At 59.5% G+C, this 25713-nt stretch carries 23 protein-coding genes; 16 read left to right on the top strand and 7 right to left on the bottom strand.

The features are described 5' to 3' along the window. The first annotated feature begins 202 nt into the window (after positions 1–202). From KW837_RS20645 to ccoM, 3 genes are all read left to right on the top strand, one after another. Positions 203–544, top strand: a complete 342-nt coding sequence (locus tag KW837_RS20645; RefSeq protein ID WP_052966937.1) for a hypothetical protein — start codon at positions 203–205, stop codon at positions 542–544. Positions 545–648: 104 nt separating this feature from the next. Beyond that, positions 649–810, top strand: a complete 162-nt coding sequence (locus KW837_RS20640) for a hypothetical protein (RefSeq protein ID WP_007906621.1) — start codon at positions 649–651, stop codon at positions 808–810. Positions 811–954: 144 nt separating this feature from the next. Beyond that, positions 955–1071, top strand: a complete 117-nt coding sequence (gene ccoM / locus KW837_RS28950) for a cytochrome c oxidase subunit CcoM (RefSeq protein ID WP_007906619.1) — start codon at positions 955–957, stop codon at positions 1069–1071. A gap of 319 nt (positions 1072–1390) precedes the next feature. Here ccoM and KW837_RS20635 read toward each other — a convergent pair whose 3' ends face one another. Both KW837_RS20635 and KW837_RS20630 read right to left on the bottom strand, forming a co-directional pair. Beyond that, positions 1391–2866, bottom strand: a complete 1476-nt coding sequence (locus tag KW837_RS20635; protein WP_063342708.1) for an inorganic phosphate transporter — start codon at positions 2864–2866, stop codon at positions 1391–1393. A gap of 377 nt (positions 2867–3243) precedes the next feature. Beyond that, positions 3244–3444, bottom strand: coding sequence for a hypothetical protein (locus KW837_RS20630; RefSeq protein ID WP_007903846.1), 201 nt, complete (start codon positions 3442–3444; stop codon positions 3244–3246). A gap of 666 nt (positions 3445–4110) precedes the next feature. On the opposite strand from KW837_RS20630, the gene pcaR reads away from it, so the two are divergent. From pcaR to pcaC, 11 genes are all read left to right on the top strand, one after another. Then, positions 4111–4953 (top strand): pca regulon transcriptional regulator PcaR, encoded by an 843-nt coding sequence (gene pcaR / locus KW837_RS20625; RefSeq protein ID WP_008074568.1) that lies wholly within the window; start codon positions 4111–4113, stop codon positions 4951–4953. A 287-nt stretch (positions 4954–5240) separates the two neighbouring features. Further along, positions 5241–6587, top strand: coding sequence for an MFS transporter (locus KW837_RS20620; RefSeq protein WP_123499215.1), 1347 nt, complete (start codon positions 5241–5243; stop codon positions 6585–6587). Between the two features lie 287 nt (positions 6588–6874). Beyond that, positions 6875–7732 (top strand): CoA transferase subunit A, encoded by an 858-nt coding sequence (locus KW837_RS20615; protein WP_007903838.1) that lies wholly within the window; start codon positions 6875–6877, stop codon positions 7730–7732. Next, a complete protein-coding gene (locus KW837_RS20610; RefSeq protein ID WP_008005876.1) occupies positions 7732–8511 on the top strand; it encodes a CoA-transferase subunit beta in 780 nt (259 codons plus the stop codon). The genes KW837_RS20615 and KW837_RS20610 overlap by 1 nt, the downstream gene beginning before the upstream one ends. After that, positions 8508–9713, top strand: coding sequence for a 3-oxoadipyl-CoA thiolase (gene pcaF, locus KW837_RS20605; RefSeq protein WP_218398578.1), 1206 nt, complete (start codon positions 8508–8510; stop codon positions 9711–9713). Before KW837_RS20610 ends, pcaF begins: the two co-directional genes overlap by 4 nt. 51 nt (positions 9714–9764) lie before the next feature. After that, a complete protein-coding gene (pcaH, locus tag KW837_RS20600) occupies positions 9765–10469 on the top strand; it encodes a protocatechuate 3,4-dioxygenase subunit beta (RefSeq protein WP_192344302.1) in 705 nt (234 codons plus the stop codon). Between the two features lies 1 nt (position 10470). Next, positions 10471–11037: a protocatechuate 3,4-dioxygenase subunit alpha gene (pcaG, locus tag KW837_RS20595; RefSeq protein ID WP_008074562.1), complete on the top strand. Its 567-nt coding sequence runs from the start codon at positions 10471–10473 to the stop codon at positions 11035–11037. Positions 11038–11224: 187 nt separating this feature from the next. Further along, positions 11225–12520 (top strand): MFS family transporter, encoded by a 1296-nt coding sequence (locus KW837_RS20590; protein ID WP_218398287.1) that lies wholly within the window; start codon positions 11225–11227, stop codon positions 12518–12520. Positions 12521–12565: 45 nt separating this feature from the next. Further along, the gene (locus KW837_RS20585; RefSeq protein ID WP_218398285.1) at positions 12566–13930 is read left to right on the top strand and encodes a 3-carboxy-cis,cis-muconate cycloisomerase; all 1365 of its coding nucleotides are present in this window, start codon (positions 12566–12568) and stop codon (positions 13928–13930) included. Positions 13931–13941: 11 nt separating this feature from the next. Beyond that, positions 13942–14733 (top strand): 3-oxoadipate enol-lactonase, encoded by a 792-nt coding sequence (pcaD, locus tag KW837_RS20580; protein WP_218398283.1) that lies wholly within the window; start codon positions 13942–13944, stop codon positions 14731–14733. Between the two features lie 10 nt (positions 14734–14743). Next, positions 14744–15136 (top strand): 4-carboxymuconolactone decarboxylase, encoded by a 393-nt coding sequence (gene pcaC / locus KW837_RS20575; RefSeq protein WP_008005892.1) that lies wholly within the window; start codon positions 14744–14746, stop codon positions 15134–15136. A 111-nt stretch (positions 15137–15247) separates the two neighbouring features. Here the strand turns inward: pcaC and KW837_RS20570 are convergent, their stop codons facing one another. The 4 genes from KW837_RS20570 to emhA form a co-directional block, all read right to left on the bottom strand. Then, positions 15248–16507: an OprD family porin gene (locus KW837_RS20570; protein ID WP_218398281.1), complete on the bottom strand. Its 1260-nt coding sequence runs from the start codon at positions 16505–16507 to the stop codon at positions 15248–15250. 310 nt (positions 16508–16817) lie between these two features. Next, positions 16818–18278, bottom strand: coding sequence for an efflux RND transporter outer membrane subunit EmhC (gene emhC / locus KW837_RS20565; RefSeq protein WP_218398279.1), 1461 nt, complete (start codon positions 18276–18278; stop codon positions 16818–16820). Further along, entirely contained in the window at positions 18278–21439 is a 3162-nt protein-coding gene (gene emhB, locus KW837_RS20560) for an efflux RND transporter permease subunit EmhB (protein WP_218398277.1), read from the bottom strand. Before emhB ends, emhC begins: the two co-directional genes overlap by 1 nt. A 3-nt stretch (positions 21440–21442) precedes the next feature. Further along, a complete protein-coding gene (gene emhA, locus KW837_RS20555; RefSeq protein ID WP_192344310.1) occupies positions 21443–22600 on the bottom strand; it encodes an efflux RND transporter periplasmic adaptor subunit EmhA in 1158 nt (385 codons plus the stop codon). 265 nt (positions 22601–22865) lie between these two features. On the opposite strand from emhA, the gene emhR reads away from it, so the two are divergent. Further along, positions 22866–23498, top strand: a complete 633-nt coding sequence (emhR, locus tag KW837_RS20550) for an efflux system transcriptional repressor EmhR (RefSeq protein ID WP_192344311.1) — start codon at positions 22866–22868, stop codon at positions 23496–23498. Positions 23499–23660: 162 nt separating this feature from the next. Further along, positions 23661–24545, top strand: a complete 885-nt coding sequence (locus KW837_RS20545; protein WP_218398275.1) for a DMT family transporter — start codon at positions 23661–23663, stop codon at positions 24543–24545. A 109-nt stretch (positions 24546–24654) separates the two neighbouring features. Here KW837_RS20545 and KW837_RS20540 read toward each other — a convergent pair whose 3' ends face one another. Next, entirely contained in the window at positions 24655–25704 is a 1050-nt protein-coding gene (locus KW837_RS20540; RefSeq protein WP_192344313.1) for an alkene reductase, read from the bottom strand. Positions 25705–25713 lie beyond the last annotated feature (9 nt).

Below are 25713 nucleotides of genomic sequence, written 5' to 3'. Positions count from 1 at the left end.
GGGCTATCTTAACGGAATGAGCCTTCAGGACCAAAGGATTACATGCGCGCGCTGATGGAGGAGGCGAACTTTTCGGGAGATGAAGATCAAAAGATCGCAGGCTGCGCCAGCTCCTACGGTGCCAGGCGGGTCACAAGTTTGCGACCGATGGCTCAAGTCGCCATTCCCGCAGCCGACAGCTTGCTGACAGGAGACTAATAATATGCTGCCACCGATGCTCCCCTTGAGCGCCGTACCAATCACTTCACAGCAGGATCCGATTCGCCAGCGCCCGGATATTCCGCCTGTGGTGCCGGTGCAGGAAAGCTCCAACGAAAGCACCATCGACCTGCAAAAACGCGATCCGGAAGAGGCGGGTCTGCAACTGCGCGAGGAACAGCGTCGGCAACAGGAGCGCGAGCGCCGTCGTCGTGAGGCCGATGAGGATCCTGAAGAGCACCTGGCGATTCCCGGTAATGAGCTCAATGCCGACAACACCGTACCGGTGGTGCCGTTGATGGAGGATCAGCCACGTCAGGGGTTGTGGGTCGATATCGAGATCTGAAGTGTCGGATCACTGGTCAGCGCCCGCGCCAGACCGCATTATTGACGTAATCCTGTCGCCTTTACCGGCAGTTGAATTCATTTCCAAGCGATGCACTGAACGCCATGAGCCAAGATGACAAGCTGATCGACCTCAACACCGAACGCGCCAAGCGGGTTCATGACCTTAATGAAAAGCGCCTGAATGAAGTACGCCAGGCGTTCGAGCAGGCGATGCCGTTGGGCAAAGCGAAGAAAAAGCCGAAGAACAAACCGAAAAAGCGTTGAAACACCCTGCATCGGTTGATGCAGGTCAGTTATTTCCCTTCCTTTTACGCCCGTCTCGGGCGGCATTGATCCCGGTCAATTTTCTCTCCTGCCCAATTGGTTAACTTAGCCCCATCGCAACAGGGCAAGTGCAGGAGGCCAGTCATGTTTTTTGACAACGTGGTGATCGCCGGAGTGCTGACTGTCGGCCTCATGGTTCTGTTTTTTGCAGGGTTTGGATTTTTTATCTGGAAGGATTCGCATAAGCGGAAAAAACCGTAGGGTCTTTCTGGAGCAATGAGCACGCAAGGCATTTTGGGCGACTTCGGTCGCCCTTTTTTTTGCCTGCAAAAATCTGTCGGATGTACATAGAGCTACTGTGGGAGCGGGCTTGCTCGCGAAGGCGTCAGGTCAGCCAACATCAATGTTGAATGACACACCGCTTTCGCGAGCAAGCCCGCTCCCACATTTGATTTGTGGTGTCTTTTTGGAAGATTGCATGTCTAGTCCTGAAACAGGTGTAAACCTTATTCAGGACGGGACAGCAGCAATAAAAAAGGCGCGAACCTCACGGAACGCGCCTTTTTTGTGCCACTGCGTATCAGCTACCCAGTGCTTTCGACGCCAGCCAGAACAGGCCGGCCGACAGGGCCACGGTAGCTGGCAGGGTCAGGACCCAGGCCAGCAGGATGGTTCTGACGGTGCCGCCTTGCAGGCCGCTTTTGTTCGCGACCATGGTACCGGCTACGCCTGAAGACAGGACGTGGGTGGTGGAAACCGGCAGGCTGAAGATGTTCGCCGCGCCGATCATGCACGCTGTGGTGATCTGCGCCGACATGCCTTGGGCATAGGTCATGCCTTGCTTGCCGATTTTCTCGCCGATGGTCAGGACCACGCGTTTCCAACCGACCATGGTACCCAGGCCGAGGGCCAGGGCGACCGCCAGAATCACCCAGAACGGGGCATATTCGGTGGTGGTGGTCAGGTCCTTGCGCAGTTTGTCCAGGTCAGCCTTTTCACGGGCAGCGAGGCCTGGCAGCTTGGCGACTTTCTTCGCGGTGTCGTCCAGGCAGAGCAGGTAGCGACGTACTTCGATGCGGCTTTCCGACGGCAACGAATGGTAGTCGGCTACACCTTTAAGGGTGCCCAGCAGCGCTGAAATGGTCGGTTCGGTCTGTTGCGGGTTGCAACGGAATTTCTCCGGCAGATCGCCTTTCACGCTTTTGCCCAGTGCCAGGAACTCACCCAGGGATTCGCGGTTGCGCTCGTAGAACTGGCTCAGGTGCAGGGTCGCATCGCGAGTACGTTCGATCTGGTAGGTGGTGCTATTCAGGTCGAGAACGAACTGCGCCGGCACGATGCCGATCAGCACCAGCATGATCAGGCCGATACCTTTCTGGCCATCGTTCGAGCCGTGTACGAAGCTGACAGCCATCGCCGAAATCACCAGCACCAGACGGTTCCAGAATGGCGGGTGTTTCTTGTCGTCGATCTTGCGGCGCTGTTCCGGTGTCTTGTGCATCTTGGACAGCGGACGCCACCATTTAAGACTGATCAGCACCAGGGCTGCGATCAGGAAACCGGCCATTGGCGAGAACACCAGGGAGGCACCGATATCGATCGCCTTCTGCCAGTTCACGCCATCGGCCAACGGAATATCGTTGATCAGGGCGTTGGCCAGGCCGACACCGAGGATCGAACCGATCAGCGTATGAGAGCTGGAGGCGGGGATACCGAAATACCAGGTGCCCAGGTTCCAGGTGATGGCGGCGGCGAGCAACGAGAACACCATGGCCAGTCCGTGACCGGTGTTCACATTGATCAGCAGTTCTACCGGCAGCAAATGGACGATGGCATACGCCACGCCCACACCGCCCAGCAGCACGCCGAGGAAGTTGAACACACCGGAAAAGAACACCGCCAGATGAGGCGGCATGGCTTTGGTGTAGATAACAGTGGCCACCGCGTTTGCGGTGTCATGAAAGCCGTTGATGAACTCGAAGGCGAGGACAAAGGCCAGGGCGAGCAAGAGGCTCACAAGCACCCAAGCATCCAGTCCGCTGAATAAATCGATCATGAAGGTTTTCTGACCCGGTCGTAAGGGGGCGCGATTATGCCAGAAAAGATGGGTAATCGATGCACTAGCTGCTCATCGGTTACATTCTTCAACGAATTATTTTGTGGCAATCCCCCAGTCCCCAGGTTTTTTCAGGGTTTTACAAGTCATTGAATTCGCTTGCAAAGGCTGTAGCCACAAGGATTTCTCCCGGCAGGGCGAGAGGCTTGAACGCGTGTATGAAATATCTGAGAAGAAGGTCGGACAGGAGCCATTTACCTCATCCAATGGATGAGGGGACCGCCGCCCGCTTGTAGCGGGCGCGAAAAGCATCATCGATACAGCCCGCTTTTAACAGGTGTAGATGCAGGCTCTTGAAAGAATTCAAACCGAGGCAGTCATGGCTCTTCGGCTTTGAGTTCCTTTTCCATCTTCTGCAATTCCTGGGAGAAGGCCTGGTCCTGAACGGTGGCGCGTTTGCGCCAGGGTTTGCGTTCGGGTTCGGGCTGAGCGGCGTAGGTGGTGACTTCCCCGCCGTAAACTTCCTTGTAACGTTGTTCCTGGCGCTCAAGTTCCGCGCGCAGTTCGTCTTTCGTCACAGTGCTACCTGATTGAGTTGAGATTAATTCTGGTGAAACGCGCTGCATCGATTTATTGACCACGCTCGTTGAAGGGACAATGCCTGACACGGCATCGTTCCCTCGGAGCAATCAATTCGTCCTTGTTGCAGGCGGCCACGGCACCAGAGAAAAACAGCTGACGTAGCATCAGTCTCCTGTTTCAGCGAGCGCGTTGGCGGAGCATATGAAATGAGCGTCAGGCGCTTGCTGCGGACAGCGGCAATGGATATTGCGCTGCCGGTTGGCGAAATCGGCACGTAAAAAACCGGTCGCCACTGAGATGCATTATAGCGGTCGATCCGAAGAACACTATCTCTTGAGAGTTAAAAGTAGTTCCTCGTGTGTGATTGTTTTGTTACTCGCAAACTTTTACCGGTAACTACGGTGCCGTGATGCCAGTTACAGCGGTGACTTTCTGGCGCCATTAAGCCGAACGAATTAGTACACCGAAGCTCCTTTAAAACGTGACCGAAAATAACAAACATATTGCAGGGGGATGAAAGCAGTAGGGCTCACTATAAGCAACCACTGATTGCGATTATCGGCCCATGGTTCGATAATCGCCCAATCTTGGTGGCCGGTGGCTTGTGTATCAGACCGGGAGCCGCTTGTAATAGTCGCTGATCCGTGTGGGAAACAACCGATATGAACGATCAAATGCGTAATTCCTTCGCTTCAGTGGCACCGCCGATCGTTGCCTCGCCCGCCAAGCGAATCCAGGCGCTGACCGGTGACCCGGATTTCATGACCTCCCTGGCCCGTGGCTTGGCGGTGGTGCAAGCGTTCCAGGAGCGCAAGCGGCACCTGACCATTGCGCAGATCAGCCATCGCACGGAAATTCCCCGCGCCGCTGTGCGACGTTGCCTGCATACCCTGATCAAGCTCGGCTACGCCACCACCGACGGACGCACCTATTCGCTGTTGCCCAAAGTACTGACCCTGGGCCATGCCTATTTGTCGTCGACGCCATTGGCGGTTTCTGCCCAGCCGTATCTGGACCGCATGAGCGAGCAACTGCATGAGGCCTGCAACATGGCCACGCTGGAGGGCGATGACATTTTGTACATTGCACGCTCGGCGACCACCCAGCGGCTGATTTCCGTCGACCTTTCGGTGGGCGGGCGATTGCCGGCCTATTGCACGTCCATGGGCAGGATTCTTCTCGCCGCGCTGGACGACACGTCACTGCGTGAATACCTCGACCATGCAGAGCTGCAAGCCAAGACCAGTCGCACGTTGCATACCCCCGAGGCATTGCTCGAATGCCTGCAAGAGGTACGGCAGCAAGGCTGGTGCATCGTTGATCAGGAATTGGAGCAGGGCCTGCGCTCAATTGCCGTGCCGGTGTACGACGCGTCCGGCCAAGTGGTGGCGGCCTTAAACGTCAGCACCCACGCCGGCCGGGTCAGTCGCAACGAGTTGGAGCAACGTTTCTTGCCAGGCCTGTTAAGTGCCAGTCGTGACCTGAGCGCGCAACTCTTTGCCTAAGCTGTTCGATAAACGCACAGAGTCGCGTTTATCGAATTGACGCTCTTTCCCTTGGATCATTAATGTCGCGGCAGCGTCATCCGGCACTATGGGTCTTCAGTCAGTCGCCGGATCACGCCCCAATAATAATGAGAAGAGGCATCGTCATGCGCACGTTTCCCGACTGTCGCTGTTTCCATCGGTTTAGCTGCCGAAACCGGATTGCCTGATCCCGACCTCCTTTCTTGTCATAGCGTCAGCCCCGGCTGGCACCTGTTCGACTGCGTTCTTTGCGTGGAATAAAAATAATGAACCAGCCTCAGTCTGCTGTAGGAAACTGCCTCGACGTACAGTCCTTCATCAACACTCAACCCATTTCGCGCTACCAATGGCGGGTGGTGATTCTATGTTTCCTGATTGTTTTCCTCGATGGCCTCGACACCGCGGCCATGGGTTTTATCGCGCCGGCACTGTCCCAGGACTGGGGCATCGATCGCGCCAGTCTCGGCCCGGTGATGAGTGCGGCGTTGATCGGGATGGTCTTCGGCGCTTTGGGTTCCGGGCCATTGGCTGACCGCTTCGGGCGAAAAGTCGTACTGGTGGGCGCGGTGTTGGTGTTCGGCGCTTTCAGCCTGGCGTCGGCCTATAGCACCAACGTCGATCAACTGCTGGTATTGCGATTCCTCACCGGCCTGGGCCTGGGCGCCGGCATGCCGAACGCCACCACGCTGCTGTCCGAATACACCCCGGAGCGCAAAAAATCCCTGCTGGTGACCAGCATGTTCTGCGGCTTCAACCTTGGCATGGCCGGGGGCGGGTTCATCTCGGCCAAACTGATCCCGGCCTTCGGCTGGCACAGTCTGTTGATGATCGGCGGGATTCTGCCGTTGATCCTCGCTGTCGTCTTGCTGTTCTGGTTGCCGGAATCGGCGCGTTACCTGGTGGTGCGCAATCGTGGCACGGACAAAGTGCGCAAGGCCTTGGCGCCGATCGACCCGACGGTGGTGGCTCAGGCTTCGAGCTTCAGCGTGCCGGAACAGAAAACCGTGAAGGCGCGCAATGTGTTTGCGGTGATCTTCTCCGGGACTTACAGCACTGGCACGTTGTTGCTGTGGCTGACGTACTTCATGGGCCTGGTGATCGTTTACCTGCTGACCAGTTGGTTGCCGACGCTGATGCGTGACAGCGGCGCGAGCATGGAGCAGGCGGCGTTCATTGGTGCGCTGTTCCAGTTCGGTGGGGTGTTGAGCGCAGTGGGTGTGGGCTGGGCGATGGACCGGTTCAATCCGCACAAGGTCATCGGCATTTTCTACTTATTCGCCGGGGTATTTGCCTACGCGGTAGGGCAGAGCCTGGGCAGCATCACATTGCTGGCAACCCTGGTGCTGGTAGCCGGGATGTGTGTCAACGGCGCGCAATCGGCGATGCCGTCGCTGGCGGCGCGGTTTTACCCGACTCAAGGGCGGGCAACCGGTGTGTCATGGATGCTCGGGATTGGCCGCTTCGGCGCGATCCTCGGTGCGTGGATGGGCGCAACGTTGCTGGGCCTGGGCTGGAACTTCGAACAGGTGCTGACGGCGCTGGTGATTCCGGCCGCATTGGCGACCACGGCGGTGGTGATCAAGGGCATGGTCAGCCATGCGGATGCGACCTGAGGGCAAGTTTCAGATTCTTCAGCGAGGCTGATGGCCTCTTCGCGGGCAAGCCTCGCTCCTACGGAAATGTATGGTCGCGGATATCACGCGCATCCCGTAGGAGCGAGGCTTGCCCGCGAAGCTTTTAGGGATCGGTAGCGAGACAACAATCTGTTCGATAAACGAACACTCAGTCGATTATCGGATTGTTTAGCGTTTTTCAGGGGCTTAACCTTCAGTCATTCCGGCGCCGAACCTCGCGCCTTTTTCTACCACTGTCGGTTCATAAGAAAACGGGAGCCTGCCCCATGGCTGAAATCCTTTCGCTGCATGACGCGGTAAAGCAGTTCGTCAACGACGGCGATACCGTCGCGCTCGAAGGCTTTACTCACCTGATTCCTACGGCGGCGGGTCACGAAATCATCCGCCAGGGCAAGAAAGATCTGACCCTGGTGCGGATGACGCCCGACTTGATCTACGACCAATTGATCGGTGCCGGTTGTGCTCGCAAGCTGATTTTCTCCTGGGGCGGTAACCCAGGTGTGGGCTCGCTGCACCGTCTGCGTGACGCGGTCGAAAGGCAGTGGCCGCATGCGCTGGAAATCGAAGAGCACAGTCACGCCGACCTGGCCAATGCCTACGTCGCGGGCGCTTCGGGCTTACCGTTCGCGGTGCTGCGCGCCTACGCCGGTTCCGACCTGCCGAAGGTCAACCCGCTGATCAAAACCGTCACGTGCCCGTTCACCGGCGAAGTGTTGGCGGCGGTGCCGTCGGTGCGCCCGGACATCACCGTGATTCACGCGCAGAAAGCCGACCGCAAAGGCAACGTGCTGCTCTGGGGCATTCTTGGCGTGCAGAAAGAAGCGGCGCTGGCCGCCAAGCGCTGCATTGTCACCGTCGAGGAAATCGTCGACGACCTCAATGCACCGATGAACGCTTGCGTGCTGCCGACCTGGGCCTTGAGCGCGGTCTGCCATGTACCGGGGGGCGCGCATCCATCCTACGCCCACGGTTACACCGAACGCGACAACCGCTTCTATCAAGCCTGGGACCCGATTGCCCGCGACCGTGAAACCTTCACCGCGTGGATCAACGAGTACATCCACGGTTGCGCTGACTTCAGTGAGTTCCAGGCCAAGCTGGCCGCTGCTTCGGAGGCCAAGTAATGACTTACACCACCAATGAAATGATGACCGTCGCCGCCGCCCGCCGTCTGAAAAACGGTTCGGTATGCTTCGTCGGCATCGGCCTGCCGTCGAAAGCCGCCAACCTGGCACGTCTGACTTCTTCGCCAGACGTCGTCCTGATCTATGAATCGGGTCCGATCGGTGCCAAGCCCAGCGTACTGCCGTTGTCGATCGGCGACGGTGAGCTGGCGGAAACCGCCGACACTGTCGTCCCGACCGGTGAGATTTTTCGCTACTGGTTGCAGGGCGGGCGCATCGACGTCGGTTTCCTCGGTGCTGCGCAAGTCGACCGTTTCGGCAACATCAACACCACGGTGGTGGGCGACTACCATCAGCCGAAAGTTCGCCTGCCGGGCGCCGGTGGCGCACCGGAGATCGCCGGTTCCGCCAAAAGCGTACTGATCATCCTCAAGCAGTCGGCGCGCTCCTTTGTCGACAAGCTCGACTTCATCACCTCGGTCGGCCATGGCGAGGGCGGTGATTCACGCAAGCGTCTCGGCCTGCCGGGCGCCGGTCCTGTCGGCATTATTACCGACCTGTGCATCATGGAACCCGAAGCGGATACTCATGAATTCGTGGTAACCGCGCTGCACCCAGGCGTGACTCGCGAGCAAGTGATTGCCGCCACCGGCTGGGCGATTCGTTTTGCCGATCAGGTGGAAAACACCGCCGAGCCCACCGATGTCGAGTTGACGGCGCTGCGCGATCTGGAAGCCCGCACCGCTGCCGCCCACGGCCAAGCACCCGGAGAAGCCTGATGCGTGACGTTTATATCTGCGACGCCATTCGCACCCCCATCGGCCGTTTCGGCGGCGGCCTGTCGGCGGTTCGCGCCGATGATCTGGCCGCCGTGCCGATCAAGGCACTGATGGCGCGCAACCCCTCGGTGGACTGGAGCGCGGTGGATGAGGTGTTCCTCGGTTGCGCCAATCAGGCCGGCGAAGACAACCGTAACGTGGCACGCATGGCGTTGTTGTTGGCGGGCCTGCCGGAAACCATTCCCGGGGTCACCCTCAATCGCCTGTGCGCTTCGGGCATGGATGCGATCGGCACCGCGTTCCGGGCCATCGCCAGCGGCGAGATGGAGCTGGCGATTGCCGGCGGCGTCGAGTCGATGTCTCGCGCACCGTTCGTGATGGGCAAGGCCGATGCGGCGTTCTCGCGCAACATGAAACTGGAAGACACCACCATCGGCTGGCGTTTCATCAACCCGTTGATGAAAGCCCAATACGGTGTGGATGCGATGCCGCAGACCGCCGATAACGTGGCCGACGATTACCGGATTTCCCGCGCCGATCAGGATGCGTTCGCCCTGCGCAGTCAGCAACGCACGGCCGCCGCGCAAGCCGCCGGATTTTTCGCCGAAGAAATCGTCGAAGTGCGCATTGCCCACAAGAAGGGTGAAAGCGTGGTCATGCAGGACGAGCATCCCCGTGCTGACACGACACTGGAAACCCTGGCCAAACTCAAACCGGTCAATGGCCCGGACAAAACCGTCACCGCTGGCAATGCCTCCGGGGTGAACGACGGTGCGGCGGCGTTGATTCTGGCTTCTGGCGACGCGGTGAAGAAACATGGCCTGACTGCTCGCGCCAAAGTGCTGGGCATGTCGAGTGCCGGTGTCGCACCCAGGGTGATGGGCATTGGCCCGGTGCCGGCGGTGCGTAAATTGACTGAGCGCCTGGGCCTGGCGGTCAGTGATTTCGACGTGATCGAACTCAACGAAGCCTTCGCCAGCCAAGGCTTGGCGGTGTTGCGTGAACTGGGGCTGGCGGATGACGCGGCCCAGGTCAACCCGAACGGTGGCGCCATTGCCTTGGGCCATCCGCTGGGCATGAGCGGCGCGCGTCTGGTACTGACCGCGCTGCATCAGCTGGAAAAGACCGGTGGCAAGAAAGGTCTGGCGACCATGTGCGTCGGTGTCGGCCAGGGTCTGGCCTTGGCGATCGAACGGGTCTGACGCCCTTGGCTGTGAATAAAGCGTCGACTAATAAGAACTGAGGAAAGCGTAATGACTGACAAGCCTGGTTACCGTCGCCCGCAGGCGGGCACTCAGCCGGAATACCTGCACCCTCCTTATCAATCCACCAACCTTCGCTCGCCCTCCAAGCCGTTGGTGTTTTTGCCTCATTCGCTGTCGGAAATCACCGGGCCGACCATCGGCGCCGAGCGCATCGAGGAGCAGGACAATGACCTGACTGCCCAGCACTCGGGCGAACCACTGGGTGAACGGATCATCATTCACGGCCGTGTGCTGGATGAAAACGGTCTGCCGGTGCCAGGCATTTTGGTGGAGATCTGGCAGGCTAACGCCGCCGGTCGCTACAACCATGCGCGCGACCTGCACGACGCGCCGCTGGACCCGAACTTCACCGGCACCGGCCGCACCGTGACTGACGCCGATGGCTGGTATCAGTTCCAGACCATCAAGCCTGGCGCCTATCCGTGGGGTAACCATCACAACGCCTGGCGCCCGGCGCACATCCATTTCTCACTGTTCGGGCCGAGCATCCTGACGCGCCTGGTGACCCAGATGTATTTCCCGGGCGACCCGTTGCTGGCCTACGACCCGATCTACAACTGCGTGCCCGATACCAGCGCCAAAGAGCGCCTGATCGCCCGTTTCGACCTGGAAAAAACCATCCCTTCCTACGCCCTCGGTTATCGCTGGGACATCGTCTTGCGCGGCCGCGATGCCACGCCGATGGAGAAATAAGATGACGCTGAACGCGACCACGTCCCACACCGTCGGGCCGTATTACCACATCGGCCTGACCTGGCTGAACCGTGAAGACCTGACCGTTGCACAAACCCTCGGCGAGCGCGTGGCGATCACCGGGCAAGTTGTCGATGGCAATGGCGACTTCGTCAACGACGCCATGCTCGAAGTCTGGCAGGCCAACGCCGCCGGCAAGTACGACCACCCCGAAGACGATCAAGACAAACCCCTGGACCCGAACTTCGAAGGGTTTGGCCGGGTGCCGGTGGATGCAGAAGGGCGCTTTCGATTTACCACGATCAAACCGGGCACAGTGGAAGGCCTGAAGGGCACGACCCAGGCGCCGCATTTGGTGGTACTGGTGTTTGCTCGCGGGTTGGTAAAGCACTTGCTGACGCGGATTTACTTTGATGGCGAACCGGCCAACGTGGCGGATCCGTTGCTGGAGTGCGTGCCAGCAGAGCGCCGCAGCACCTTGCTGGCGAAGCGGGATGCTGCGGGTGTTTATCAGTGGAATGTGGTTCTGCAGGGGACGGATGCCGAGACGGTGTTTTTTGATTATTGATTGAGCGCCGCAAAACCTGTGGGAGCGGGCTTGCTCGCGAAGGCGGTGTGTCAGGCGACATCAATGTTGGCTGTGCCGCCGTCTTCGCGAGCAAGCCCGCTCCCACAGGGATAGCATTGCCAATTGTGGAACGGGATTGTTGCGAGGTGTGTCTAGACTCTCACGGTCCCCAAAAGAGTGAAGAACGATGACAACCCTCACAGCTCTCTACACCAGTGAAGAACGCAACAAAAGGATCTTTGCGATTGTCGGCGCCTCGTCCGGCAACCTGGTTGAATGGTTCGACTTTTACGTCTACGCCTTCTGCGCAATCTATTTCGCCCCGGCGTTTTTCCCGTCCGACAACCCCACGGTACAGCTGGTAAACACGGCGGGCGTATTCGCTGCCGGGTTTCTGATGCGGCCTATCGGCGGTTGGATCTTCGGTCGGGTGGCGGACAAACACGGGCGCAAGAATTCGATGTTGATCTCGATTCTGATGATGTGCTTCGGTTCGTTGCTCATCGCCTGCCTGCCGACCTACAACAGCATCGGGGTCTGGGCGCCGATCATGCTGTTGTTCGCGCGCTTGCTGCAGGGTTTGTCGGTGGGCGGTGAGTACGGCACCACCGCGACCTACATGAGCGAAGTCGCCCTCAAGGGCCAGCGCGGTTTCTTTGCCTCATTCCAGTATGTGACGCTGATTGGCGGGCAGTTGCTGGCGGTGTCGCTGGTAGTGGTCCTGCAGCAGTTCCTCAGCGAGGATGAATTGCGTGCCTATGGCTGGCGAATTCCGTTCGTGGTCGGTGCGGCTGCGGCATTGATTTCGTTGTTCCTGCGTCGTGCGCTCAAGGAAACCACCAGCAAGGAAATGCGCGAAAACAAGGACGCCGGCAGCATCCGTGCACTGTTCCGCGATCACAAGGCTGCGTTCATCACCGTGCTGGGTTACACCGCCGGCGGTTCGCTGATTTTCTACACCTTCACCACGTACATGCAGAAGTACCTGGTGAATACCGCCGGCATGCACGCCAAGACCGCGAGCTACATCATGACCGGCGCGCTGTTCCTTTATATGTGCATGCAACCGTTCTTCGGCATGCTCGCCGACAAGATCGGCCGGCGCAATTCGATGCTGTGGTTCGGCGCCCTCGGGACGTTGTGCACCGTACCGATTCTGTTGAGCCTGAAAAGTGTCAGCAGTCCGTTCCTGGCCTTTGTCCTGATTACCCTGGCGCTGGCAGTCGTGAGTTTCTACACCTCGATCAGCGGTCTGGTGAAAGCCGAAATGTTCCCGCCAGAGGTACGCGCCTTGGGCGTCGGCCTGGCGTATGCGGTGGCCAATGCAATCTTCGGCGGTTCGGCGGAGTATGTGGCGCTGAGCCTTAAAGCCGGCGGCATGGAAAACTCGTTCTACTGGTACGTGACGGTGATGATGGCGGTCGCGTTCCTGTTCAGCCTGCGTCTGCCAAAACAGGCGAAGTATTTGCAAAACGACCTTTGATCTTTACGCGAGGGCCTGACCGGCCCTCGCCTGCAAGGACTGTTTATGAATCAGCGACCGGGCAATCAATTGTTCGATGCCTACTTCACGGCACGCGACATGCGTGAGGTGTTCTGCGATCAGGGCCGGGTTCAGGCCATGCTTGATTTCGAAGCGGCACTGGCCCGGGCCGAGGCGCGGGTCGGGCTGATTCCGCAGGCGGCTGTCGCATCTATCGACGCGGCATGTCGGGCCGAGCATTACGACTTCGCCGCGCTGGGTGAGGCGATTGCCACGGCGGGCAATTCGGCGATTCCGCTGGTCAAGGCGTTGGGCAAACAGATCGCAAAGAACAATGCCGAAGCCGAGCGTTACGTGCATCTGGGCGCGACCAGCCAGGATGTAATGGACACCGGCCTGGTGTTGCAACTGCGCCGCGCGCTGGAATTGATCGAAGCTGATCTGGCGCAACTGGGGGAAACCCTCGCGACCCAGGCCAGGCGTTACGTCGCCACGCCAATGGCCGGACGCACTTGGCTGCAGCATGCGACGCCGGTCACCCTCGGCATGAAAATCGCCGGTTGGCTGGGGGCGGTGACGCGTAGCCGTCAGCGTCTGCTGGAACTCAAACCGCGCCTGTTGGTGCTGCAATTCGGTGGTGCCTCCGGCACCCTCGCGGCCCTCGGCGAGCAGGCGATGCCGATTGCCGAAGCCTTGGCCGCAGACCTGCAACTGACCTTGCCGGAACAACCGTGGCACACCCAGCGTGATCGTCTGGTGGAGTTTGGCGCGGTGCTCGGACTGATCGCTGGCAGCCTCGGCAAACTCGGTCGTGACATCAGCCTGTTGATGCAGACCGAGGCCGGCGAAGTGTTTGAACCGTCGGCGCCGGGCAAGGGCGGTTCTTCGACCATGCCGCACAAACGCAACCCGGTGGGCGCGGCGGTGCTGATCGGTGCGGCGACGCGGGTGCCGGGTTTGCTCTCGACCTTGTTCAGCGCGATGCCGCAGGAACACGAACGCAGCCTGGGCCTGTGGCATGCCGAATGGGAAACCCTGCCGGAGATTTGCTGTTTGGTGTCAGGCAGCCTGCAGCAAGCGCTGTTGGTGGCCGACGGACTGGAAGTGGATGCCGACCGCATGACACGCAACCTCGACCTGACCCAAGGCCTGGTGCTGGCCGAAGCCGTGAGCATTGTGCTGGCACAACGGGTTGGTCGCGACACTGCGCACCATCTATTGGAGCAGTGCTGCAAACGCGCAGTGGCCGAGCAACGTCATTTGCGCGCGGTGCTCGGCGACGAACCGCAGGTGACTGCCGAACTGTCGGACGCTGAACTCGATCATCTGCTGGACCCTGCCCATTACCTCGGTCAGGCCCATACCTGGGTCGAGCGAGCGGTGGCTGAACATTTTGCGTTGATAGCTTGAAGGAGACTGCCGTGGCATTCGTACAACTCGCCGAGGGCGAACTGCATTACCAAATCGAGGGCCCTAACGAGGCGCCGGTGTTGGTGCTGTCCAACTCGCTAGGCACCGACCTGCACATGTGGGACGCGCAAATTCCTGCGTTCACCGAGCATTTTCGCGTGCTGCGTTTCGATACCCGTGGTCACGGCCAATCATTGGTGACGCCGGGGCCGTACAGCATCGAGCAACTGGGCCGCGACGTGCTGGCGCTGCTGGATGCGCTGCACATCGAGCGCGCGCATTTCTGTGGTTTGTCCATGGGCGGGTTGATCGGCCAGTGGCTGGGGATCAATGCCGGCCAGCGTTTGAACAAACTGATCGTGTGCAACACCGCGGCGAAAATCGGTGATCCGTCGGTGTGGAATCCACGGATCGAAACCGTGCTGCGTGACGGCTCGGCGGCGATGGTTGCCCTGCGTGATGCGTCGATTGCGCGTTGGTTCACTGCGGATTTTGCCGAGGCCAATCCGGCAGCGGTGAAGCGGATTACCGACATGCTCGCGGCCACGTCGCCTGAAGGTTACGCGGCCAATTGCGCGGCGGTGCGCGATGCCGATTTCCGTGATCAGCTGTCGTCGATTCAGGTGCCGTTGCTGGTGATTTCCGGCAGCGAAGATGCGGTGACGCCACCGTCCGGCGGGCATTTCATTCAGGCACATGTGCGGGGCGCGGAGTACGCCGAGTTCTACGCCGCGCACCTGTCCAACGTCCAGGCCGGCGCTGTATTCAGCGACCGAGTACTGGCGTTTTTGTCAGCTCATTGAGGGGATTGTTGTGGACGAGAAACAACGTTACGACGAGGGCCTGAACGTTCGCCGCGCAGTACTGGGCGACGCCCATGTCGACCGCAGCCTGAATGCGCTGACCGAGTTCAACTCGGAGTTCCAGGAGATGATCACCCGCCACGCCTGGGGCGACATCTGGACCCGCCCGGGCCTGCCGCGCCACACCCGTAGCCTGATCACCATCGCGATGCTGATCGGCATGAACCGCAACGAAGAACTCAAACTGCACCTGCGCGCCGCCGCCAACAACGGCGTGACCCGCGGCGAGATCAAGGAAGTGATCATGCAGAGCGCGATCTACTGCGGCATCCCGGCGGCCAACGCGACCTTCCACTTGGCTGAATCGGTGTGGGATGAGTTGGGGGTTGAATCGCGGGAGTGATTCGCGAAAGTTGTGTTGTCTGAGCTGACGCCTTCGCGGGCAAGCCTCGCTCCTACAGGTTAACCATGACCTTGTAGGAGCGAGGCTTGCCCGCGAAGGCGTCCTGGAGTCTCACAACAAACTGATCGGATAGCTGACGATCAACCGGTTCTCGTCGAACTCGTTGTTGCTGAAGTCGCGGCGGATGGTGGAGTTGCGCCATTTGACGTTGAGGTCTTTGAGTGTACCGCTCTGCACCGTATAGCCCAGTTCGCTTTCACGGCCCCATTCCTTGCCGTCGCTGGTGGTTGCAGTGTGTACGTTGTCGCCGCTGATGTAGCGGTTCATCAAGGTCAGGCCCGGCACGCCGAGGGCGGCGAAGTTGTAGTCGTGGCGCAATTGCCAGGATCTTTCCTTCGCATTGTCATAGCTGGCGTTGTAGCTGTCGTTGGCCAAGGTGCCGCCGCTGGTGCCGTTGACCCGCATCCAGGCGCTGTCACCGGTCAGTTTTTGCAGGCCGACGTAGAAGGTGTTGCCGCCATATTTGGCCGAGAACAGGCCCGACCAGGTCTTGTTGTCCAGCTCGCCGGCCCGGGCGCTGCCGTCATCCTTGCCATAGAAAAACCCAAGATTGGCGCCCAGCGTCCAGTCCCCTAGCGGTTGGGTGTGGACCAGGTTGACGTATTGCTGGCTGTAGATGTCCTTGAGTTCAGCGTTCCACAGGCCGATCTGGGTGCGCTTGCCGTTGAAGGCATATTCACCGCCCTGGAAGTTGAAGCGGTCTGAGGTGAACGCCGTTTTGCCGGTCATCGACATGTCATTCATGCTGCTGTCGTCGCGCGGGCTGTTGGCGCGGAACTGGCCGCCGTAGAGGGTCAGGCCGTCAATTTCCTTCGAGGTGATCTGGCCGCCACGGAAGGTTTGCGGCAGCGAGCGACCGTCGTCCGAACGCAGGATCGGCAGCACCGGCATCCACTCGCCGACCTTCACTTCGGTCTGGGACAGCTTGGCCTTGAACGCCACGTTGGTGCGACCGAAGTTATCCGCCGGGCGACCATCGTGATCCAGCGGCAACAACTGCGTACCGCCGGTGCCTTTGCCGCCGTCGAGCTTGACCGAGTACAAACCCAGCACGTCCATGCCAAACCCGACGGTGCCCTGGGTGAACCCGGACTTGGCGTCGAGGATGAAGCTTTGCGTCCACTCTTCAGCCTTGCCCTGGCTTTTGGTCGGGTTGGTGAAGTTACGATTGATGTAGAAATTGCGCAGGTTCAGGTTGACCTTGGCGCCTTCGACAAAACCGGCTTCCTCGGCCATGGCGGGCAGGGCCGTATTGGCCAGCGCAACGGCGATGAGGCTGGGAAAGAAATACTGCGCGGTGGAAGGGGTCATGGGCTCGGGTCTCTCTAATTCTTGGGGATGAAACGGGGCGGTGCCGCAACGTTTGGGTTGCAGACATAAGATTTCGAATTCAGAAAAGTGGGGGCGAAGTCAGCCGGACAGGGCAGGGCGCGGGGACATGGTGTCGAACCTGTTGTTATTGGTTTTGTGCGACAGATGGTGAGGGAAAGGGACTAAACGGTTCAATCGGCGAGGGCGGGTTCTGGGCGATTATCGAACGGCAAAAGATCTTTTTATCTGGCTTTTCCCACCGCCAACAAAAAGCCCACCAATCGGTGGGCTTCGTGTTTTTACCGCGCTATCAGAACAACTTCATCTTCGGCGCTTCTTCTTTCAACGGCTCGTTCTTCGCCGTCTGTTCATTCCAGCCACCACCCAACGCCTTGTACAGATTGACTGCGCTGGTCAGCTGCGCCAGACGGTCGGTGATCAGCGCCTGTTGGGCACTGAACAACTGGCGCTGGGCATCGAGGAAGGTCAGGTTGCTGTCGACACCGATGCGGTAGCGACGCTCGGCCAGACGGTAGTAGTCCTGGTTGGCGCTGACGAAATCACGCTGAGCCTGCAACTGCTCGGTGTAGGTCTGGCGTGCGGCCAGGCCATCGGCGACTTCCTGGAAGGCCGTTTGAATGGACTTCTCGTAGTTCGCCACGCCGATGTCTTTCTGGATTTTGGAGTAATCCAGACTGGCGCGCAGGGAGCCGGCGTTGAAGATCGGCAAGTTGATCTGCGGCTGGAACAACCAGGTGCCCGAACCGCCCTTGAACAGACCGGACAGGTCCGGGCTCAGGGAGCCGGCATTGGCGGTCAGGCTGATGCTCGGGAAGAACGCAGCCCGTGCCGCGCCGATGTTGGCGTTGGCAGCCTTGAGGTTGTACTCGGCCTGAAGGATGTCCGGACGACGTTGCAGCAAGTCCGATGGCAGGCCGGCCGGCACTTCGCTCAGCACGTCGTCCGACAGTGGCTTGGCCGCTTGCAGATTGGCCGGGATACCGGTGCCGAGCAGCAACACCAGGCTGTTTTCATCCTGTGCGACCTGACGGGTGTATTTGGCCTGTTGTGCACGGGCGTTTTCCACCGAGGTACGCGACTGGGCCAGATCCAGCGCCGAGGCTACACCCACTTCGTTGCTGCGCGAGGTGAGCTTGTAGCTCTCCTCGAACGCACCGAGGGTTTCCTGGGTCAGTTTCAGCAGCTCTTTATCAGCCTGCCAGGTCAGGTAGGCATTGGCCACACTGGCCACCAGGCTGATCTGCGTGCTGCGGCGCGCTTCTTCTGTGGCGAAGTACTTCTGCAAGGCTTCTTCGCTCAGGCTGCGAACCCGACCGAACAGGTCGAGTTCATAGGCGCTGATGCCGACGGTGGCCGAGTAGGAACTGGAGATGGCTGCTTCACCGGTCTGCGAGGCCCGTGCCGGAACTCGCTGACGGCTGCCGCTGCCGGTGGCCGAAACCGCCGGGAACAGATCGGCACGCTGAATGCGGTACTGAGCCGCATAAGCATCGATGTTCAGCGCCGCGACGCGCAGGTCACGGTTGTTCTCCAGCGCGGTCTGAATCAGCTGTTGCAGCGCCGGGTCGTGGAAAAACTGCTTCCAGCCTTGTTCGGCAGCGGCCTGGTTAGGCGCCTGGGCCGGCGAATACGCCGGGCCTTGCGGGTATTGGCCCGCCACCGGTGCTTCAGGCTGCTGATAATCGGGTATCAGCGAGCAGCCGCTCAGCACGAAGGCGGCGACTGCGATGGAGAGTAGCGACTTGCTCATTAGCCAGCCTCTTTAGAAGGTTCAATGGCGTCATCCTGATCGGCGACTTTGCGCTGGCCCATGGACGACACGGTGACAAAGAACAAGGGGACCCAGAAGATCGCCAGCACAGTGGCTGTGATCATACCGCCAATCACCCCGGTACCGATCGCATGCTGGCTACCCGAACCTGCGCCCGTGGAAATGGCCAGCGGAACTACACCGAGCACGAACGCGAGCGAGGTCATGATGATCGGTCGCAGACGCATCCGGCAGGCTTCGATCGCGGCATCGCGCAAGCTACGTCCTTGCTCATGCAGTTCCTTGGCGAACTCGACGATCAGAATGGCGTTTTTCGCCGCCAGACCGATCGTGGTCAACAGCCCCACCTGGAAGTACACGTCGTTGGACAGGCCACGCATGCTGGTGGCCATCAGCGCACCGATAATCCCCAGCGGTACCACCAGCATCACCGCGATCGGGATCGACCAGCTTTCATACAGCGCCGCCAGACACAGGAACACCATCAGCAGCGACAAGGCGTACAACGCTGGCGCTTGCGAGCCGGACAGACGTTCCTCGTACGACAGGCCCGTCCAGGAAATACCGACACCGGCCGGCAGCTTCTTGGCCAGGGCTTCGACTTCGGCCATCGCTTCACCAGTGGAATGGCCTGGCGCCGGGGCACCGAGGATTTCCATCGCTTCTACGCCGTTGTAACGGGCCAGTTTCGGCGAACCGTAGATCCACTCACCCTTGGCGAACGACGAGAACGGAACCATGGTGCCGGCGCTGTTGCGAACGTACCACTTCTTCAGGTCTTCGGGGCTCATGCGAGCACCAGGCAGGCCTTGGATGTAAACCTTTTTCACGCGACCGCGGTCGATGAAGTCGTTCACATAGCTACTGCCCAGGGCAATCGACAGGGTGTTGTTGATGTCGGTGAGGGTCACGCCCAGAGCGCTGGCCTTCTCATCGTCGATTTCCAGCTGGTATTGCGGCTCGTCGTTCAGGCCGTTAGGACGGACTTGCGACAGGACCTTGCTTTGCGCCGCCATGCCGAGGAACTGGTTACGGGCTTCCATCAGCTTTGCGTGACCGATACCGGCGCGGTCCTGGAGGAACACGTCGAAACCGGTGGCGTTACCCAGTTCCAGTACAGCCGGTGGTGCGAAGGCAAACACCATGGCGTCGCGGAAGGTAAAGAAGTGCTGTTGGGCACGGGCCGCGAGTTTGAACACGCTGTTGTCGGCGTTACGTTCTTCCCACGGTTTGAGCATGATGAACGCCATACCCGAACTCTGACCACGGCCAGCGAAGTTGAAGCCGGTCACGGTAAACACCGAGGCCACTGCATCGCCTTCACCGCCCTCCGAGCTCGGACGCAGCAGGAATTCGCGCATTTCGTCCACGACCACTTGCGTACGCTGGGAGCTGGAACCGGCCGGTGTCTGCACTTGCGCAAACAGTACGCCCTGGTCTTCTTCCGGCAGGAACGCCGTTGGAATACGGGTGAACAGCCAGATCATGCCGACCACAATGATCAGGTACGCCAGCAGGTACGGAGCCTTGTGCGCGAGCATGTTGCCCACGCCGCGCTCGTAGCTTTTGACGCCACGGTCGAAGCTGCGGTTGAACCAGCCGAAGAAGCCGCGTTTCGGCGTGCCGTGCTCACCTTTCGGAATCGCCTTGAGCATGGTTGCGCAGAGCGCCGGGGTGAAGATCAATGCCACCAATACCGACAAGGCCATGGCCGAAACGATGGTGATCGAGAACTGCTTGTAGATCACACCGGTGGAGCCACTGAAGAACGCCATCGGCAGCAGTACCGCCGACAGCACCAGGGCGATACCGACCAGGGCACCCTGGATCTGCCCCATGGATTTCTTCGTGGCCTCCTTGGGTGACAGGCCTTCTTCGCTCATGACCCGTTCGACGTTTTCCACCACGACGATGGCATCGTCCACCAGCAAGCCGATGGCCAATACCATACCGAACATGGTCAGGGTGTTGATGCTGAAGCCGAACGCCGCGAGGATCCCGAACGTACCCAGCAATACCACCGGCACGGTCATCGTGGTGATGACGGTGGCGCGGAAGTTTTGCAGGAACAGGAACATCACCAGGAACACCAGCACGATCGCTTCGACCAGGGTTTCAACCACGCCCTTGATCGACTCGGTCACCACCGGGGTGGTGTCGTACGGGAACACCACTTCCATCCCTTCCGGGAAGAAAGGCTTGAGGGTGTCGATGGTATTGCGCAGGGCTTTTGCGGTGTCGAGGGCGTTGGCGCCGTTGGCCAGTTTCACCGCCAGACCGGAAGCCGGGGCGCCGTTGAACTGGGCGCTGATCGAGTAGTTTTCGCCACCCAGACCGACTTCCGCAACGTCGCCGACACGTACTTGCGAGCCGTCCTTGTTGACCTTCAGCAGGATCGCCTTGAACTGCTCGGCGGTCTGCAGACGGGTCTTGCCGATGATCGTCGCGTTCAGCTGTTGGCCGGGCAAGGCAGGCAAGCCGCCGAGTTGACCGGACGAGACCTGGACGTTCTGCGCCGCGATGGCGGTTTTCACGTCCACCGGGGTCAGGTTGTAGTTGTTCAGCTTGGCCGGGTCCAGCCAGATCCGCATCGCGTACTGGGCACCGAAGACCTGGAAGTCACCGACACCGGCGGTGCGCGAAATCGGGTCTTGCATGTTCGACACGATGTAGTTGGACAGGTCGTCCTTGGTCATGCTGCCGTCGCGCGATACCACGCCGATGACCATCAGGAAGTTTTTCACCGACTTGGTCACGCGGATGCCCTGTTGCTGCACTTCTTGCGGCAGCAGTGGGGTGGCCAGGTTCAGCTTGTTCTGGACCTGAACCTGCGCGGTATCGGAGTTGGTGCCCTGCTCGAAGGTCGCGGTAATGGTCATGTTGCCGTCGGAGTTACTTTCCGAGGAGACATAACGCAGGTTATCGATACCGTTGAGCTGTTGCTCGATCACTTGCACCACGGTGTCCTGCACGGTTTGTGCAGATGCGCCCGGGTAGGTCACCGAGATCGCAATAGCTGGAGGCGCAATGCTCGGGTATTGGTTGATCGGCAGTTTGAGAATCGATAGAGCCCCGACCAGCATAATCACCAGGGCAATTACCCAGGCGAAAATCGGACGGTCGATAAAAAATTTCGACATGGTTTACTCCCCTTTGCCGCCGGCAGCAGTGTTAGCTGCCTGTGCGGTGGCCGGGCTCTTTGCGCCAACGTTAGTGGCTTCAGTGGCTTTCACTTCAACGCCAGGTCTGACGAATTGCAGCCCTTCGGTGATCACGCGATCGCCTGCCTTCAGCCCGTCTTCAATCAGCCATTGGTTACCGACGGTGCGGCTGGCCTTGAGCTGACGCAGTTCGACCTTGTTGTCCGGACCGACGACCAGCGCGGTCGGAGAGCCTTTGAGGTCGCGGGTCACGCCTTGTTGCGGGGCCAGAATCGCCGCGCTGTCCACACCAGCCTGCAACTGAGCGTGAACGAACATGCCAGGCAGCAGGGTGTGATCAGGGTTCGGGAACACGGCACGCAGAGTTACGGAGCCGGTAGTCTGGTCAACCGACACTTCGGAGAACTCGAGTTTGCCGTCCAGCTGGTACTGGCTGCCGTCTTCGAGCGTCAGCTTGACCGCGGCGGCATTATCGCCAGCCTTTTGCAGGCGACCGCTTTCCAGTTCGCGACGCAGCTCAAGCAGCTCCACCGAAGACTGGGTGACGTCGACATAGATCGGGTCCAGTTGCTGGATGACGGCCATGGCGTCGGTTTGGCCATTGCTGACCAGCGCGCCTTCAGTCACCGACGAACGGCCGATGCGACCGGAGATCGGTGCGTAAACCTTGGTGTAGCGCACGTTGATCTGGGCGCTTTGCAGGGACGCTTCCGATTGCAGGCGGTTGGCCAGCGCGGTGTCGTATTCCTGACGGCTGACAGCCTGTTCGTCGACCAGTTGCTTGTAGCGGTCGGAGATCGACTTGGTCGAACGCAGGTTGGCTTCGGCGCTTTTCAGGGTCGCGTCATAGACCGATGGGTCGATCTGATAAAGCTGCTGACCGGCCTTGACGTCGCCGCCTTCCTTGAACAGTCGCTTGAGAATGATGCCGTTGACCTGTGGGCGAACTTCGGCGATGCGGAACGCGCTGGTGCGCCCCGGAAGTTCGGACGTCAGGGTGAAGGCTTGAGGTTGCAGGGTTACGACGCCGACCTGAGGGGCTGGTGCGGCAGGTGCCGCCTCTTCCTTTTTACATCCGCTGAGCAGCGATGCCAGGGCGACGGCAGTAACCAGAGCGGTAACAGCTGGCTTGAATTGCATGAAGATCCTCGGGTCAGGCGCGCAATTGCGCACAAGAAATGTGGAAGGTTAAAAATTTTTTGCCGGGTGGATAAGTAGCTTGCTAAGGAATATACTTACGTTCATGGTTGTTTGTAAAGGCCTTGGCGATGTATCCACACGGTTACAAAAGCCATCCAAAGGTTTGAATTGCAGGCCGCAGACGAAGCCTGAGAGCGCTCGCCCCACTTTTCTTCAGCTGATATTCAGACATCGCTGAAGCACCCCTGATTGAGGTTTTACTGCCATGGTCCGTCGTACCAAAGAGGAAGCTCAAGAAACCCGAAGCCAGATACTCGAAGCGGCAGAAAAAGCCTTCTACGAGCGGGGCGTGGCCCGCACGACGCTGGCGGATATCGCTACCCTGGCCGGCGTGACTCGCGGGGCCATCTACTGGCATTTCAGTAATAAGGCGGATCTGGTGCAGGCGATGCTCGATACCTTGCATGAGCCGCTGGATGAAATGGCCAAGGCCAGTGAAAGCGAAGATGAACTCGATCCGCTGGGCTGCATGCGCAAGCTGCTGATTCATTTGTTTCATCAAGTTGCCCTGGACCCGAAAACCCGACGCATCAATGAGATTCTGTTTCATAAGTGCGAATTCACTGATGAAATGTGCGACCTGCGCCAGCAGCGCCGAACGGTCAGTCTCGATTGCAATGTGCGAATCGCGCTGGCCCTGAGTAATGCGGTGAATCGCGGGCAGTTGCCGGAAGACCTTGACACTGCTCGCGCGGCCATCAGCCTGCATGCGTACGTCGATGGCATTCTGTATCAGTGGCTATTGGCTCCCGACAGTTTTCAACTGCACACCGAAGCCGAGCGCTGTGTCGATACAGGGTTGGATATGCTGCGCTTGAGTCCCAGTCTGCGCAAATGAAACAAAATGCGTAATTGGATCCATTTGTGTCAAGACTTGAAGCGAGAAGACGCCCTCGCTTCACTCGCCTTTTTGTAATGGGGTGCTTTTATATAGGTACGTTCGCCGAGTTGATAGGTAGCGAGCTACGTATTTTGTAGGAATTTTGTGTCGAGTCTGTGAATGAATGTTAACAACCCGGGCTACAAGGGCGCCGAGCAGCCGATAAAGGGTATCGCACTGATTTGCCTGGCGGTGTTGTTATTCGCCAGTCACGATACGTTGTCCAAATACCTGTCCGGGTTTTACCCGATCGTGATGGTGGTGTGGGCACGCTACGTGGTGCACACCTTGTTGATGCTGGTGATTTTCGTGCCGCGCACTGGTTTTTCAGCGGTGGTGCGTACCAAACGGCCCGGGTTGCAGTTTCTGCGGGCCCTGTGCCTGATCGGCACCAGCCTGTTTTTTACCACCGGCCTGCGTTACATCCCCTTGGCCGAAGCCACGGCCGTTAACTTCCTTGCTCCACTATTAGTGACGGCGCTGTCTGTGCCGTTGCTGCATGAGCGGGTGACGCGTAACCAATGGCTGGCGGTGCTGGGTGGGTTTGTTGGCGTGTTGATCGTCGTGCGGCCTGGTGGGGCGCTGTTCACCCCGGCGATTCTGCTGCCGCTGTGTTCGGCGCTGTGTTTTGGCTTCTATCAATTGCTCACCCGCATGCTCAGCGGTATCGACAGCCCGACCACCAGCAACTTTCTGACCGGTATTCTCAACAGCCTGATCATGACTGCGTTGTTGCCGTTTTTCTGGAGCACGCCAACGTTGCTGCACGGCCTGTTCATGATCGGGCTGGGCACTTGCGGCATGCTCGGTCACATGTTGTTGACCCAGGCCTTCCGCCATGCAGCGCCGGCGATGTTGGCACCGTTCAGTTATGGGCAGATCCTGTTTGCGGGGATGTACGGGTATTTGATCTTCGACCATACCCCGGACAGCTTCGGCGTGATCGGGATCACGGTGATTTGCCTCAGCGGTCTTGCGGTCGCCTGGGGACAGCGCAAGCGCTGACAAGATCTGTAGGAGCTGCCGAAGGCTGCGATCTTTTGATCTTCTCTATGCAAAATGCAAAAGCCCCGGCTCTTTCGAGTCGGGGCTTTTGCATTTCAACGGCGGATGTTTACAGCACCGGGTAGTCGATGTAACCGACCGGCCCCTTCGCATAGAACAGTTCCGGACGTGCTTCATTCAACGGCGCATCGGCCTTCAAACGCGCCGGCAGGTCCGGGTTGGCGATAAACGGTACACCGAACGCCACCGCATCGGCCTTGCCACTGGCCAGCCACTCGTTGGCGCTGTCCTTGGTGAAGCGTTCGTTGGCGATGTACGGGCCGCCGAAGGCTTCTTTCAGTTGTGGGCCGAGGCTGTCGCCGGCTTCTTTTTCGCGCGAGCAAATGAAGGCGATGCCACGCTTGCCCAATTCGCGAGCGACATAAGTGAAGGTCTCGGACAGGTTGTCGTCGCCCATGTCATGGAGATCGGCACGTGGTGAAAGGTGCACACCCACGCGGCCCGCGCCCCAGATTTCGATGGCGGCATCGGTCACTTCCAGCAACAGGCGCGCACGGTTTTCCAGGGAGCCGCCATAGTTGTCGGTGCGCTGGTTGGTGCTGCTTTGCAGGAATTGGTCGAGCAGGTAACCGTTGGCGCCGTGGATTTCCACACCGTCGAAACCGGCCGCCTTGGCGTTCTCGGCACCCACGCGGTAAGCGTCGATGATGTCGGCGATTTCCGCGGTTTCCAGGGCGCGCGGGGTAGGGAAGTCGGCCAATGGACGCACCAGGCTGACATGACCCTTGGGCTGGATGGCACTCGGCGCGACCGGTGCTTCGCCGTTCAGGTACAAGGGGTGGGAAATCCGGCCCACGTGCCACAGTTGCAGGAAGATTTTGCCGCCAGCGCCGTGGATCGCTTTGGTCACGTTGCTCCAGCCGCGCACCTGGTCGTTGGACCAGATACCGGGAGTGTCCGGGTAGCCCACGCCGATTGGCGTGACCGACGTGGCTTCGCTGAGGATCAGACCGGCAGAGGCGCGCTGCACGTAGTACTCGGCCATCAGCGCATTCGGCACACGGCCTTCGTCGGCGCGGCAGCGGGTCAGCGGTGCCATGATGATGCGGTTGGCCAACTCGAGGTCGCCCAGTTTGATCGGATCGAAAATAGTCGTCATTTAATACAA

This window comes from Pseudomonas sp. PDM24, from assembly GCF_019218905.1.
GTDB lineage: Bacteria > Pseudomonadota > Gammaproteobacteria > Pseudomonadales > Pseudomonadaceae > Aquipseudomonas.
The sequence above is the reverse complement of the archived record's forward strand: the minus strand, read 5'-3'. Positions and strand labels throughout refer to the sequence as shown.

Excerpts from the sequence above, each read along its gene's own strand:
- KW837_RS20645 (WP_052966937.1), top strand. The coding sequence starts at position 203 with ATGCTGCCACCGATGCTCCCCTTGAGCGCCGTACCAATCACTTCACAG.
- KW837_RS20640 (WP_007906621.1), top strand. The coding sequence starts at position 649 with ATGAGCCAAGATGACAAGCTGATCGACCTCAACACCGAACGCGCCAAG.
- ccoM (WP_007906619.1), top strand. The coding sequence starts at position 955 with ATGTTTTTTGACAACGTGGTGATCGCCGGAGTGCTGACTGTCGGCCTC.
- KW837_RS20635 (WP_063342708.1), bottom strand. The coding sequence starts at position 2,866 with ATGATCGATTTATTCAGCGGACTGGATGCTTGGGTGCTTGTGAGCCTC.
- pcaR (WP_008074568.1), top strand. The coding sequence starts at position 4,111 with ATGAACGATCAAATGCGTAATTCCTTCGCTTCAGTGGCACCGCCGATC.
- KW837_RS20620 (WP_123499215.1), top strand. The coding sequence starts at position 5,241 with ATGAACCAGCCTCAGTCTGCTGTAGGAAACTGCCTCGACGTACAGTCC.
- KW837_RS20615 (WP_007903838.1), top strand. The coding sequence starts at position 6,875 with ATGGCTGAAATCCTTTCGCTGCATGACGCGGTAAAGCAGTTCGTCAAC.
- KW837_RS20610 (WP_008005876.1), top strand. The coding sequence starts at position 7,732 with ATGACTTACACCACCAATGAAATGATGACCGTCGCCGCCGCCCGCCGT.
- pcaH (WP_192344302.1), top strand. The coding sequence starts at position 9,765 with ATGACTGACAAGCCTGGTTACCGTCGCCCGCAGGCGGGCACTCAGCCG.
- pcaG (WP_008074562.1), top strand. The coding sequence starts at position 10,471 with ATGACGCTGAACGCGACCACGTCCCACACCGTCGGGCCGTATTACCAC.
- KW837_RS20590 (WP_218398287.1), top strand. The coding sequence starts at position 11,225 with ATGACAACCCTCACAGCTCTCTACACCAGTGAAGAACGCAACAAAAGG.
- KW837_RS20585 (WP_218398285.1), top strand. The coding sequence starts at position 12,566 with ATGAATCAGCGACCGGGCAATCAATTGTTCGATGCCTACTTCACGGCA.
- KW837_RS20570 (WP_218398281.1), bottom strand. The coding sequence starts at position 16,507 with ATGACCCCTTCCACCGCGCAGTATTTCTTTCCCAGCCTCATCGCCGTT.
- emhC (WP_218398279.1), bottom strand. The coding sequence starts at position 18,278 with ATGAGCAAGTCGCTACTCTCCATCGCAGTCGCCGCCTTCGTGCTGAGC.
- emhB (WP_218398277.1), bottom strand. The coding sequence starts at position 21,439 with ATGTCGAAATTTTTTATCGACCGTCCGATTTTCGCCTGGGTAATTGCC.
- emhA (WP_192344310.1), bottom strand. The coding sequence starts at position 22,600 with ATGCAATTCAAGCCAGCTGTTACCGCTCTGGTTACTGCCGTCGCCCTG.
- emhR (WP_192344311.1), top strand. The coding sequence starts at position 22,866 with ATGGTCCGTCGTACCAAAGAGGAAGCTCAAGAAACCCGAAGCCAGATA.
- KW837_RS20545 (WP_218398275.1), top strand. The coding sequence starts at position 23,661 with ATGAATGTTAACAACCCGGGCTACAAGGGCGCCGAGCAGCCGATAAAG.
- KW837_RS20540 (WP_192344313.1), bottom strand. The coding sequence starts at position 25,704 with ATGACGACTATTTTCGATCCGATCAAACTGGGCGACCTCGAGTTGGCC.